Raw genomic sequence first — 11,299 nt, 5'->3', positions numbered from 1 at the left:
GACCGCCGATGACCGTTCTGCCCAATTCGCTGCATGCGCGCGACATCGCCTATCAGATCCATCCCTATACCAATATGCGCCGGCATGAGCGCAACGGCCCGATCGTGATCGAGCGGGGGTCGGGCATCCATGTCTATGACGACCAGGGGCGCGAATATATCGAGGGGCTGGCGGGGCTGTGGAGCGTCGCCGTCGGCTTCGGCGAGAGCCGGCTGGTGGAAGCGGCGGCGCGGCAGATGGCCAAGCTCCCCTACTACCATACCTTCACGCATAAATCGAACGAGCCCTCGATCGAGCTCGCCGAGAAGCTGGCGACGATGACGCCGGACGGGCTCGACCATGTCTTCTTCACCAATTCGGGCTCGGAAGCCAACGACACCGTCGTCAAGCTCGCCTGGTACTACAACAACGCCCTCGGCCGGCCGGAGAAGAAGAAGTTCATCGCCCGCAACGGCGGCTATCACGGCATCACCATCGCCTCGGGCAGCCTGACCGGCCTGCAGGTGAACCAGCGCGGCTTCGACCTGCCGCTGCCCTTCGTCAAGCATGTGACCTGCCCGCATCATTACCGCTTCGCCGAGGCGGGCGAGAGCGAGGAGGCCTTCGCCGACCGCCTCGCCGCCGAGCTGGAGGCCACCATCCTCGCCGAAGGCCCGGAGACGGTGGCCGCCTTCATCGGCGAGCCGCTGATGGGCGCCGGCGGCGTGCTGGTGCCGCCGCGCACCTATTGGGAGAAGGTCCAGGCCGTCTGCCGCCGCCATGACGTGCTGGTGGTGGCGGACGAGGTCATCAACGGCTTCGGGCGCCTCGGCACTTTGTTCGCCTGCGAGCATTTCGGCATCCAGCCGGACATGCTGGTGGTGTCCAAGCAGATCACCTCCTCCTACCAGCCGCTGGCCGCCGTCGTCGTCAGCGACGCCATCTACCAGGCCATCGCCGACCAGAGCGAGCGGCTCGGCACCTTCGGCCACGGCTTCACCGCCAGCGGCCATCCGGTGGCGACCGCCGTCGGCCTCGAAAACCTCGCCATCATCGAGGAACGCGGCCTGGTGGCGAATGCCGCCAAGGTCGGCGCCCATCTGCAGGCCCGCCTGCGCGCCTTCGCCGACCATCCGCTCGTCGGCGAAGTGCGCGGCGTCGGCCTCATCGCCGCGGTCGAACTGGTGGCCGACAAGGCCAGCAAGGCCAAGTTCGATCCCCCCGGCAAGGTCGGCTTCCGCTTCTTCGAGAAGGCGCATGAGCATGGCCTCATCATCCGCGCCATCCAGGATTCGATCGCCTTCTGCCCGCCCCTCATCATCACCGAAGCCCAGGTCGACGAGATGATCGACCGCTTCGCCCGCACCCTCGAGGATATCCAGGCCTGGATCGCCGCAGGCATGCCCGCCGTCTGAGCAGGGCCGGGCACTTTTAACGCGACGAAGCCTTCTCCACCCGCGATGGAGAAGGCTTCCATGTCGTCGCCGCGTTTACCTTCGGCCGAGGCGTCCGGCCGGCTGCCGGGCCTACTGACCGGTCGACAGCATGCGGACATGCTTCTGATGGTCCTCCAGGGTCGGCAGCGTCTTGGCGGCAAAGGCCTTCAGCGCCGGCTGCGTTCCGCTCTGCGCATAATGCGAGAACAGGCCGACGGCGTCGTCATGGGCCTTCTGCTGGTCCGCGACATAGGCCTTATCGAACTCGGCGCCGGAATCCTTGCCGAGCGCATCTAGACTCGCCTGATGATCGGCGTCGAGCGCGGTCGGCACCTTGCCGACATGGGCCTTGGCGACCGCCTTCTTCAGCTCCTTGCCCGCTTTGGTATGGTCGGTGATCATCCGATGGGCGAATTTCTTGATCTCGGGCGAGGAGGATCGCTTGACGGCAAGGCGGCTCTCCTCGACCTCGAACTGGTTGCCGATCGCCGCCTGCGTCACGAACATTTCCGGTGACGCCGCCGCGTCCGTGGCGGTCGGATTCTGCCCGCTGCTCGTCGTCTGGGCGTAGGCGAGGCTTCCGGCGAACGTCAGTGCCACGGCACCTATCATCGCATATCTCATGTCTTCCTCCGCATTGTCCGGGAATTTGTCAGGCCGATGCCCGGGGACCCGGAACGTGCCCCCGGGGCGCCGACGGCCTGCCCCCTATCCCTTTTGCCTGAAGCCGATGCCTCGACGGCACCCGGCGCCATCACATCTTGGAGCGCCCGGCCTTCTTCTTGACGGCGAAGGTCTCCTCCATCGGCGAGCCGACCCGCAGGGCGTCGGAATCGTCCTTGCCCTGGTCGGTCAGGCCGGGCGACTCGCCCTCATTGTCGAGGGCGGCAACCGCGTCCTCGACTTCCTCGTTCGGATTGATCGGCAGGAGGGTGGCGTCGAGCCCCTCCTCCTGGGCGACCAGTTCGCGGGCCATGTCCCAATGGACGAGGTCCCGCCCATGGGGACGGCCCTCGAGGATCCAGAGCTCATAGGCCTTCTCACGTATTTTCTCGGTGGTGTCGGGCATGATCGCCTGTCTCGTGCGTTCAGTTTCAGTGTGGGGAGAATGCCGTTGCCGGCTCGCGGGTTCCGCCTCTCCGGAGCCGGTGGCGCCATCTTGCCCGTGCTCCGCCCTGACCTTCGTCTGGACGACGAAATCGGGGGTCACGCCACGGTCGAGAGCGTCGCGGAGGCCTTCGAAATTGCCATGGCCGCCTCGGCCCAGAACGCCGATCTCCCGTTCCGTTTCCTCGTCATAGGGAGGGATGCCCTGGCCGTCCTGTCGCGATTGCATGATATCCTCTCCTTGTTGGCCGCCGGGCCACCAGCCCGGGCCTTCAGGCGTGAAACCAGATCGCATAGGCCAGGAAGCAGGCGACAGCCGCTCCCACCGTTCCACCGACCAGCACGTAAAGCACCCGCCAGCCGGCAGGTCCCTGCCGCGCCGTATCGGCCGTGATCGTCACGGGGTCGCGCCCTTCCGGCGGGGCCGGCTGGACCTTGTCCTCTTCGATAGTCGGAGACATCGCAGTCCTCCTCGAGGGGTTGGAGACATCGCGAAACCTCGCTGTTCCCAGGGCGAAAACGTCCCCTGCCGGCAAGAGTTCCACGCCAAACGCCCCCCTCTCCCACCGATAAAAAAGATGCGGATCGCCTCCCGCCCGGCCGGAACCGGATTCGCTCCCGCGCGTTTGGGCGTTGGTCCGATTTTCAGGAAAACTCCATGGCGCCCTGCTCGACCTGGAAAGGTTCTCTCCACTTCTCCTTCGTGACGTGTCCGGTTTCGATGACGCCGGCAACTTCGGGAAACGAAACCGCCTATCCCTTCGATCGCGTGGCAAGCCCTCCCGTCACGGCTTGCAAAAGCACCGATTCCATCGATATCGAAGCGTTCGTCACCAAGGATGCGATCGACTGGACCTGGTACGACAAGGCCCATTACATGGTGCCCGGCGATCCCGCCGGCGAGCTTGCCTTCTCCGTCATCCGCGATGCGATGGAGGAAACCGGCACGGTGGCCGTGGCCCGCCTCGTGCTCTATGGCTGCGAACGCGCCATCATGCTCGAACCGCGTGACATGGGCATCGTGCTGTGGACCCTGCGCCGCCGCGACGATGCCCTGGCGCAGCCGCATCCGCCGGCCGTCGAGCTGCCGCACCCCGATCGCCTGGTGATGGCGCAGGTCACCGCCGAGATCGACAAGCGCTGGAAGCCCTGGCATCCTCTGCAGAGGGACCTGTGCTCCATGATCGAGACCCGCCAGCCGAGGCCGCGCACCGCGGTGCAATGGCACGGCAATGTCATCGACCTCTCCCATGCACGTCGCCGCCAGGCGAGCCTGTAAGGCCGGTGGCGCTGTCGCCGGCCCGCCCCTGGCGGATCGCGAACGCAGTGTGAGATCAGCCCTTCCGGGCATATGAGGCGGCTGCCGCCCCACGGGAACTGCGAAAGGGGCGCCGGCGTTGTGGGGGACCGCAACCCCGAGGCCGGCATGAAGTTCAGGCTGAAGATCGTCTCGATCGACGAACTCGCGATCACCCGTCGCCGCGTCGGCCGAAATTTCACCTATAGAGATGCCGCCGGCAACCGCGTCATCGACCCCGAAACCAAAGCCCGTATCCGCTCGCTCGCCATTCCGCCCGCCTATACCGACGTGCGCATCGCCGCCGACGAACGCGCCCACATCCAGGCCGTCGGCCATGACGAGGCGGGCCGGCGGCAATATCGCTATCATCCCGAATGGACGGCCATTCGCGAAGACCGCAAGGCTGCCCGGCTTCTCGACCTGCTCTCCGTCCTGCCGCGGATCCGCGCCGCCGTCGCTCGAGACCTGGCCTCGCGGCGGCTCGACCGCAGCAAGGCGATCGCCTGCGCCGTCGCCCTCATCGACCAGACCCATATCCGGGTCGGCTGCGACGCCTATGCCCGCGAGAACGGCAGCCATGGGGCGGCGACCCTGCTGAAGCGGCACGTCACCGTCAACGGCTCGCGCATCTTCCTCCGGTTTCGAGGCAAGGCCGGCAAGATGATCACCTGCGCGGTGCAGGACCCCACCATCGCCCGTGCCATGCGCCGCATGGGCATGCTGCCTGGAAACCGCATGCTGCAATTCCTCGACGGTGCCGGCAACCGGCGGCCGATCAGCGCCTCCGAGATCAACGCCTATCTCCGCCGGGTCTCGGGCCGCGCCGTCACCGCCAAGGATTTCCGCATGCTCGGCGCCAGCGCCTGGGCCGTGGAGCACCTCGCCGCCCTCACTCCCGGTACCAGCGAGACCGGACGCAAGCGCCAGATCGCAGCTGTCATGCGCGACGTCGCCGAGCACCTCGCCAACACCCCCGCCGTGGTGCGCAAGAGCTACGTGCCCGCGCTGGTGGTGCAGTCCTTCGAGGACGGCACGCTGTCGAAGGCCTTCAGGCGTGCCCGTGCCGGCATGCACCGCAATCGCACGGAGACGGTGCTCGGCCTGCTGGGCCGCCGTCCGTGACAAGCCGGCCGCATCCCGGCAAGATCCGCGTCGGCGTCTCGGGTTGGAGCTATCCGCCCTGGCGCGGCGACTTCTATCCGAAGAGCCTGCGTCCTTCGCAGGAACTTCATTTTGCGAGCCGCGCCCTGGACACCATCGAGATCAACGCCACCTTCTATCGTCTTCAGAGGCCGGCGAGCTTCGAGCGCTGGCATGCCGAGACGCCCGCAGACTTCTCCTTCAGCGTCAAGGGGCCCCGCTTCGTCACGCATATCCTCCGCGGGCGCGACGCGAGGACGGCGATCGCCAATTTCCTCGCTTCCGGGGTGCTGAAGCTGGCGGAAAAGCTCGACGTCATTCTCTGGCAGTTCCCGCCGGGCCTCATCTTCGAGGCCGACGCCATGGAAGCCTTCCTGTCTCTCCTGCCGCACGACACCGCGGCCGCCGCCTGCCTGGCCCGCGAGCATGACGACCACATAAGCAAGGGAGTGTGGACCGAAACCGACCGCGTCCGCCCGCTTCGCCATGCCGTCGAGATCCGCGACGACAGCTTCCGAGACGCCGCCTTCATCGCCATGCTGCGCCGCCACCGGGTCGCGCTGGTCTGCGCCGATACCGTCGAATGGCCGCGGCTGATGGATGTGACGGCGGATTTTGCCTATTGCCGCCTGCATGGCTCGAAGAAGCTCTACGAAAGCGGCTATGACGATGCCGCCCTCGACCGGTGGGCGGATCGCCTGGTGGCCTGGGCGCAGGGCCTGCCGATGACGGACGGCGACTTCGCGGCGGCACCCGCGGCCGACGGCGTCATGCGCGACGTCTTCATATTCTTCGACAACACGGTGAAGCCCGAAGCTCCCCGCAACGCCCTGGCGCTCGCCGGCAAGATCGCACGGCTCGCGGGCGCGGGTCCCGTTCGGCTCCCCGAACAGGCGGAAGCCGGCCCGGAGTCGCACCGGGCCGGCTCGATCGGACGGGAATCGCGGCGCTGAGGTGTTGGGCCTCAGGCGGCTCTCGCCCGGTCATGAGTGCCTTCCTGCACCTCCTCGATAATCTTGGCGACGAAGGCCGGCAAGTCGTCCGGGCTGCGGCTGGTGATGATGCCGTTGTCGACCACCACCTCCTTGTCGACCCACTGGCCGCCCGCATTCTCGACGTCCCTGCGGATCGATTTGAAGGAGGTCACGTCGCGTCCGCGCACCGCATCGGCCTGCACCAGCAGCCAGGGCGCGTGGCAGATGGCAGCGACGACCTTGCCGCTATCGAGGAAGGCCCGCACGATCTTCATGGTCGCCTCGTCGATGCGCAGCCGGTCGGGGTTGATCACGCCGCCCGGCAGCACCAGCGCGGTATAGTCGTTCGGCCTGGCATCGGCGATCTTGAGATCGGCGGGCACGGTGTCGCCCCAGTCGACCTTGTCCCACCCGCGGATCGGCTTGCCGTCGAGACTGGCGACCTCGACCCGAGCGCCCGCCTTGCGCAATTCGTCGCGCGGGACGGTCAGTTCCAATTGTTCGAAGCCGTTGGTGGCGAGAATGAGGATTCGTGCTTCATTGATTTTCGGCATGAAATTCTCCTGCCAATGGTGAGTGCCCCACCCCCAGGAAAACGCTGCCCATCCCGCTATGTTCCTGTGTCTCCCGTCGCCTGCAGGGCGGGCGCACCGTCGAAGCGGCCCACAATGATGATCGAAGCGCCGGAACGCCCGGGCCAGTCCCAAGCGTTCCGACTGCGTCAATAGGTGACGAGCAGCAGCGTCAGCAGGGACAGCACCAACACCACCGCGCCCGGCTTCCAGTCGAGCCCGTCCACCGCCGCCCCCACGATGGCGGCAATGATCGAGAGGCCGATGGCGAGGGCGGCCAGAAACCAGTGATGCGCGACGCCGCCTATGGCGAGCGCCACCACATGCGACAGCAGGAGAAAAACCGCGATCACCGTGATCCGTACGAAGCCGTCATAGGAGCGGCGGTGATCGACGAAATCCCCGACAGGTTCGGTCGTATGGGCCATCTTTTCCTCCAAGGTTCTCCTCCAGGGCCTTGCTTCCGAGATAAGTCCGTCGATCCGCGCCGACCGATGTCAGATCTCCGACGGCGGCGACGGATCGATCGGCTGCGGATCCTCCATCGGCGCGTCGCCGGGGAGGCCGGGCGGCTCGGTCGGCTCCGGCACGGTCTCGGGCTGCGGCATGGGAACGCCGACGGGGGACTGCGGCTGCGGCATTTCCACCGGCGCGGTCGGCGTCAACGGGTCGGGCTGCGGCTCGGGCGAAACGGGTTCTGTCGGCATTTCCGGCTCCTTGCTGGGTCCTGGTCAAACTTTCGGCGGCAGCATACCCCTTTCGAACACGGGCAGGCTATCGATCGAATCATCATCGTCCTCAGTTACCGTTTCCTCGGCCGCACGCCGGACCGATTCCTCGAGGTCGTTGAGGCCGTCGCTGGTTTCCTTGTCGTCGAGGGCGGCTTCCTCTTCGCCCGTCTCGATGTCGTCCACCCCGATCGGCGCCGGCTCGTCCTCGCTCCGGTCTTCGTCCCCTCCTTCGTCGTCGGAGTCCGTATCGCCGTCGTAATCCCGCTCCGCCGCATCGGGTTCGTCCGGTTCGGCGCCGATCCGCCGCCTGTCGATCGTTCGCATGGCAAGTCCTCCGTTCGTTCGGAGATGAAAGCGGCAACCGGATCGATTGTTCCGGGCGCGGCGCCCTTTCTTGGCCAGCCTCAATGCATCGGTCCGCCGCCGCTGCCGAGCTTCACAGGCCGGATCAGCATGGCCGCGGGTATCATCACCGCGGCGAGGAGCGCGAGCACCCAAAACACGTCGATATAGGCAAGGAACGTCGCCTGGGCGGCGATGGTCTGGCCGATCCACGCCGTCGCCTCCTGCGTCGCGCCGGCCTTGCCCGCCCCCTGGGCCATAAAGAGTTCCGTCAGGTGCTGCATCGCGGCCTGGTAGTTCGTGCTGGAGGGTATCGTATGCTCGCTGAGCCTCGATTGATGGAACTGCTCCCGGCGCGCGAGCACCGTTTGCGCCAGTGCCACGCCGAAGCTGCCACCCTGGTTGCGGGCGACGTTGATCAAGGCGGAGGCCTGGTCGGTCTTGTCCGGCGGCACGCCATCATAGGAGGCGGTGGTGATCGGGATGAAGATGAAGGGCAGCCCCGCGGCCAGGATGACGCGGGCCCAGACCGCATAGCTGAAATTGATGTCGGGACTGAGCCCGGTCAGGTGCCACATCGAATAGGCGATCAGGGCGGCGCCGAACATGATCAGATATTTCGGCTGGATGAAGCCCGTCAGGCGCCCGCCCACCGGCATCATCGCCATGGTGACGAGGCCGCCCGGCGAGACCGTCAGCCCCGCGAGCAGCGCGGTATAGCCGAAGCTCTCCTGCAGGAGCTGCGGCATGAACTGGATGGTCGAGATGAGAATCGCGCCGGTGCCCAGCATGACGACGAAGCACATGCCGAACTGGCGGCGGAACAGCAGCCTGATCTCGACGATCGGCTCGCGGCGCGACAGCTCCCACGGCACCAGCGCGATGAGCGAGCAGGCGGCGATGACGGCGAAGACCAGGATGAAGCTCGATCCGAACCAATCGTCCTCCTGCCCCTTGTCGAGGACCACTTCGAGGCAGCCGAGCCCCAGCGCGATCAGCAGGAAGCCGACGAAGTCGAAATTGATGCCGCGCTTGAGCCGCTCCAGCCTTTCCTTCTCCGCCTTCGCCGGCTCGCTGATGAGATAGGCGACCAGCGCCAGCGACAGGATGCCGACCGGTCCGTTGATCAGGAAGCACCAATGCCAGCTATAGGTATCGGTCAGCCAGCCCCCGAGCGTCGGGCCGACGACGGGCGCCACCACCACGGCGATGCCGAAGACGCCGAAGGCCTGCCCGCGTTTCTCGGGCGGGAACGAATCGGCCAGGATGGACTGGCTGCAGGGCGCCATGCCGCCGCCGCCGAGCCCCTGCAGGACGCGGAAGAACAAAAGCGACTGCAGGTTCCAGGCAAAGCCGCAGAGCAGGGAGCTGATCGTGAAGACGGCGACGCAGATCATGTAGAAGCGCTTGCGCCCGAGGGTGCGCGCCAGCCAGCCGCTGATCGACAGCACGACGGCGTTGGCGACGAGATAGCTGGTCACCACCCAGGTGCTCTCCTCCTGGCTGGCGGCGAGCGAGCCGGCGATGTAGCGCAGGGCGACATTGGCGATGGTGGTGTCGAGCACCTCCATGAAGGTGGCGATCGACACCACGATGGCGATGAGCCAGGGATTGTGCCCGCCCGCGGCCGACTGCTCGAGGTCGAAGGAGGATTTTCCGCCGTCCTCCGCCATCGTCAGCGCACCGTCACCGAGGGCACCACCGACATGCCGGGCCCCAGCACGATATCCTTCGGGATATTGTCGAGCACGATCTTCACCGGCACGCGCTGGACCACCTTGACATAGTTGCCGGTGGCGTTCTCGGCCGGCAGGAGGCTGAAGGCGGTGCCGGAGCCGGACTGGATGCTGTCGACATGGCCGCGGAAGTCGACGTCCGGATAGGCGTCGATGCTCAGCGCCACCGGCTGGCCCGGCCGCATGTCGGTGATCTGCGTCTCCTTGAAATTCGCGGTGACCCAGATCGCATCCGGCACCAGCATCATCAGGCTCTGTCCCGGCTGGGCATATTGGCCCTTGGCGGCGGAGACATGGGCGAGATGGCCGGACTGGGCGGCGACGATCGTGGTGCGGCTAAGGTCGAGCTGGGCCTTGTCGGCCTGGGCGGACGCCTGGGCGAGGCTCGCCACCGCACTCGTGCGCTGTGCCGCGAGGGCCACGCTCTGCTGCTTGGCGGCATCGACCTGGGCCTGCGCGCTGGCGAGGTTCGCCTCCTGCTGCAGCAGCTGGGAGGATGTCTGCTGCGCCTGCTGCACCGAACCGGTGGCGCTCTGCTGCAGCTTCTTGTAGCGGTCGGCCTCCTCCCGGGCGAACTGCACCGCGGCTTCGGCCTGCTTGACCTGGGCCTGCGCCCGCTCGATCTGGGTCTGCTGGCCGACGATCTGGGCGTCGATATTGGCGATGTTCGCCTTGGCCGCCTGGACCTGCGCCTGGGCCTGGACGAGAGCCGCCTTGTAATCGCGGTCGTCGATGCGCACGAGAACCGCTCCCGCCACGACATGCTCGTTGTCCTCGATGGGCACGTCGACCAGATAGCCCGTCACCTCCGGTGCGACGGAGAAGGCGCGTGCATCGATGAAGGCGTCGTCCGTCGATTCGAAATGCCGCGCCTGCAGCCACCACAGCAGCACGGCGACGAGGGCGAGTGCGGCGACGATCGCGATGCCGACGGAGAGGAAGGGATGGCGCCGGATCCAGTTGCGGCGCGGCTTTCCTGCCTCCGCTCCGCCGGCAGACGCCTTCACGGCGTCCCCGTCCCCCTCGGCCTTCGTTCCCCGTTCGTCTTCCGGCCTGGCGGCCCCCGCGTCGGACCTGGGTCTGGTTTCCTCGGAAGAATGCTGCTCAGTATCGGTTATCGACATCCTGCACCTTCCATGCCCAGGACTTCTGGCGATCTCTGAAAAACACGCCTGCGTGAAACGTCGCGGCCATTGCGTTGTTCCGGAGCGTCGTGATCCCGAAGACGCCGTGCATCGCCATGAACATCGAAGGATCCATGAAAGCATCAAAGGATCCATGACGCGGCGAGAAAGTGATCGCGGTATCAGCGAAGCTCCATCTCGGCAGATGGAGCGTGTTCCGCTCGATCCGATTGGAACAATGCCGGCTCTGCGCCCGTTGGCAGCCGGCAATCCACGACATTCTTCCAATAATCATCTCGCCGAAAGGAAGACGATATGGGATTTTTCTCAAAAGACATCAAAAGCCTCAACGATCTCTTCGTGCATCAGCTCCAGGACATCTATTATGCAGAAAAGCAGATCGTGAAGAGCTTGCCTACGATGATCGAGAAGGCCAGCGATCCGCAGCTCAAGCAGGGCTTCACCACCCATCTCCAGCAGACCAGAACCCATGTCCAGCGCCTGGAAAAGGTATTCGAGATGCATGATGCGGCGATCAAGGCCGTGGATTGTCCGGCCATCGACGGCATCATCAGGGAGGCGAACGAGGTCGCCGGGGAGGTGGACGACCCCTCCGTCCTCGACGCCGCCCTCGCCGCGGCCGCCCAGGCGGTGGAGCATTACGAGATCGCCCGGTACGGCACGCTGATCGCCTGGGCCAGGCAACTCGGCCGCGATGATTGTGCCGCCGTGCTGAAGGAAACGCTGGAGGAAGAAAAGGCGACCGACAGGAAGCTGTCCGAACTCGCCGAAACGCAGGTCAATCTCCGCGCGGCATAGGCTCCCGCGGCTGAATTCCGGTACCGGTGGCAGAACCGC

15 protein-coding genes are annotated in these 11,299 nt (G+C 66.1%); 5 read left to right on the top strand and 10 right to left on the bottom strand.

Annotated elements, in window-relative coordinates; translation table 11 throughout:
* Window positions 1–8 precede the first annotated feature (8 nt).
* Window positions 9–1,394 carry an aspartate aminotransferase family protein gene (locus J3R73_RS06345; RefSeq protein WP_307423883.1) on the top strand — a complete coding sequence of 462 codons (1,386 nt, stop codon included), beginning with the start codon at window positions 9–11 and terminating at the stop codon, window positions 1,392–1,394.
* Between the two features lie 111 nt (window positions 1,395–1,505).
* Here the strand turns inward: J3R73_RS06345 and J3R73_RS06340 are convergent, their stop codons facing one another.
* From J3R73_RS06340 to J3R73_RS06330, 3 genes are all read right to left on the bottom strand, one after another.
* A complete protein-coding gene (locus J3R73_RS06340) occupies window positions 1,506–2,039 on the bottom strand; it encodes a DUF4142 domain-containing protein (protein WP_307423881.1) in 534 nt (177 codons plus the stop codon).
* A 130-nt stretch (window positions 2,040–2,169) separates the two neighbouring features.
* Entirely contained in the window at window positions 2,170–2,751 is a 582-nt protein-coding gene (locus J3R73_RS06335) for a DUF2934 domain-containing protein (protein WP_307423878.1), read from the bottom strand.
* Between the two features lie 43 nt (window positions 2,752–2,794).
* Window positions 2,795–2,983, bottom strand: coding sequence for a hypothetical protein (locus J3R73_RS06330; RefSeq protein WP_307423876.1), 189 nt, complete (start codon window positions 2,981–2,983; stop codon window positions 2,795–2,797).
* 197 nt (window positions 2,984–3,180) lie between these two features.
* Here J3R73_RS06330 and J3R73_RS06325 point away from each other — a divergent pair, with 197 nt between their 5' ends.
* The 3 genes from J3R73_RS06325 to J3R73_RS06315 all read left to right on the top strand — a co-directional run bounded on the left by J3R73_RS06325 (window position 3,181) and on the right by J3R73_RS06315 (window position 5,915).
* Complete coding sequence (locus tag J3R73_RS06325; RefSeq protein ID WP_307423873.1) at window positions 3,181–3,801, top strand: Ku protein; 621 nt, start codon at window positions 3,181–3,183, stop codon at window positions 3,799–3,801.
* A gap of 147 nt (window positions 3,802–3,948) precedes the next feature.
* Window positions 3,949–4,944, top strand: a complete 996-nt coding sequence (locus J3R73_RS06320) for a DNA topoisomerase IB (protein WP_307423871.1) — start codon at window positions 3,949–3,951, stop codon at window positions 4,942–4,944.
* Window positions 4,941–5,915 carry a DUF72 domain-containing protein gene (locus J3R73_RS06315; RefSeq protein ID WP_307423869.1) on the top strand — a complete coding sequence of 325 codons (975 nt, stop codon included), beginning with the start codon at window positions 4,941–4,943 and terminating at the stop codon, window positions 5,913–5,915. Before J3R73_RS06320 ends, J3R73_RS06315 begins: the two co-directional genes overlap by 4 nt.
* Window positions 5,916–5,926: 11 nt before the next feature.
* Here J3R73_RS06315 and J3R73_RS06310 read toward each other — a convergent pair whose 3' ends face one another.
* The 7 genes from J3R73_RS06310 to J3R73_RS06280 all read right to left on the bottom strand — a co-directional run bounded on the left by J3R73_RS06310 (window position 5,927) and on the right by J3R73_RS06280 (window position 10,721).
* Window positions 5,927–6,490 carry a type 1 glutamine amidotransferase domain-containing protein gene (locus tag J3R73_RS06310; protein WP_307423865.1) on the bottom strand — a complete coding sequence of 188 codons (564 nt, stop codon included), beginning with the start codon at window positions 6,488–6,490 and terminating at the stop codon, window positions 5,927–5,929.
* Window positions 6,491–6,657: 167 nt separating this feature from the next.
* Window positions 6,658–6,936 carry an aa3-type cytochrome c oxidase subunit IV gene (locus tag J3R73_RS06305; protein WP_307423863.1) on the bottom strand — a complete coding sequence of 93 codons (279 nt, stop codon included), beginning with the start codon at window positions 6,934–6,936 and terminating at the stop codon, window positions 6,658–6,660.
* A gap of 69 nt (window positions 6,937–7,005) precedes the next feature.
* Complete coding sequence (locus J3R73_RS06300) at window positions 7,006–7,215, bottom strand: hypothetical protein (RefSeq protein WP_307423861.1); 210 nt, start codon at window positions 7,213–7,215, stop codon at window positions 7,006–7,008.
* Between the two features lie 24 nt (window positions 7,216–7,239).
* Window positions 7,240–7,563, bottom strand: coding sequence for a hypothetical protein (locus J3R73_RS06295; RefSeq protein WP_307423858.1), 324 nt, complete (start codon window positions 7,561–7,563; stop codon window positions 7,240–7,242).
* 80 nt (window positions 7,564–7,643) lie between these two features.
* Window positions 7,644–9,254, bottom strand: coding sequence for a DHA2 family efflux MFS transporter permease subunit (locus tag J3R73_RS06290; RefSeq protein WP_307423856.1), 1,611 nt, complete (start codon window positions 9,252–9,254; stop codon window positions 7,644–7,646).
* A 2-nt stretch (window positions 9,255–9,256) separates the two neighbouring features.
* The gene (locus tag J3R73_RS06285) at window positions 9,257–10,324 is read right to left on the bottom strand and encodes an HlyD family secretion protein (RefSeq protein WP_307423853.1); all 1,068 of its coding nucleotides are present in this window, start codon (window positions 10,322–10,324) and stop codon (window positions 9,257–9,259) included.
* Window positions 10,325–10,421: 97 nt separating this feature from the next.
* Entirely contained in the window at window positions 10,422–10,721 is a 300-nt protein-coding gene (locus J3R73_RS06280; protein ID WP_307423850.1) for a hypothetical protein, read from the bottom strand.
* Window positions 10,722–10,756: 35 nt separating this feature from the next.
* Here J3R73_RS06280 and J3R73_RS06275 point away from each other — a divergent pair, with 35 nt between their 5' ends.
* The gene (locus J3R73_RS06275; protein WP_307423847.1) at window positions 10,757–11,260 is read left to right on the top strand and encodes a YciE/YciF ferroxidase family protein; all 504 of its coding nucleotides are present in this window, start codon (window positions 10,757–10,759) and stop codon (window positions 11,258–11,260) included.
* Window positions 11,261–11,299: the final 39 nt, after the last annotated feature.

The sequence above is a fragment of the Labrys monachus genome (assembly GCF_030814655.1).
Lineage (GTDB): Bacteria > Pseudomonadota > Alphaproteobacteria > Rhizobiales > Labraceae > Labrys > Labrys monacha.
Note: the sequence above shows the minus strand (reverse complement) of the source record. Positions and strands in the feature narration are given on the sequence as shown.

Coding starts and splice junctions, on each gene's coding strand:
- J3R73_RS06345 (WP_307423883.1), top strand. CDS start 9: ATGACCGTTCTGCCCAATTCGCTGCATGCGCGCGACATCGCCTATCAG.
- J3R73_RS06340 (WP_307423881.1), bottom strand. CDS start 2,039: ATGAGATATGCGATGATAGGTGCCGTGGCACTGACGTTCGCCGGAAGC.
- J3R73_RS06335 (WP_307423878.1), bottom strand. CDS start 2,751: ATGCAATCGCGACAGGACGGCCAGGGCATCCCTCCCTATGACGAGGAA.
- J3R73_RS06330 (WP_307423876.1), bottom strand. CDS start 2,983: ATGTCTCCGACTATCGAAGAGGACAAGGTCCAGCCGGCCCCGCCGGAA.
- J3R73_RS06325 (WP_307423873.1), top strand. CDS start 3,181: ATGGCGCCCTGCTCGACCTGGAAAGGTTCTCTCCACTTCTCCTTCGTG.
- J3R73_RS06320 (WP_307423871.1), top strand. CDS start 3,949: ATGAAGTTCAGGCTGAAGATCGTCTCGATCGACGAACTCGCGATCACC.
- J3R73_RS06310 (WP_307423865.1), bottom strand. CDS start 6,490: ATGCCGAAAATCAATGAAGCACGAATCCTCATTCTCGCCACCAACGGC.
- J3R73_RS06305 (WP_307423863.1), bottom strand. CDS start 6,936: ATGGCCCATACGACCGAACCTGTCGGGGATTTCGTCGATCACCGCCGC.
- J3R73_RS06300 (WP_307423861.1), bottom strand. CDS start 7,215: ATGCCGACAGAACCCGTTTCGCCCGAGCCGCAGCCCGACCCGTTGACG.
- J3R73_RS06295 (WP_307423858.1), bottom strand. CDS start 7,563: ATGCGAACGATCGACAGGCGGCGGATCGGCGCCGAACCGGACGAACCC.
- J3R73_RS06290 (WP_307423856.1), bottom strand. CDS start 9,254: ATGGCGGAGGACGGCGGAAAATCCTCCTTCGACCTCGAGCAGTCGGCC.
- J3R73_RS06280 (WP_307423850.1), bottom strand. CDS start 10,721: ATGTCGTGGATTGCCGGCTGCCAACGGGCGCAGAGCCGGCATTGTTCC.
- J3R73_RS06275 (WP_307423847.1), top strand. CDS start 10,757: ATGGGATTTTTCTCAAAAGACATCAAAAGCCTCAACGATCTCTTCGTG.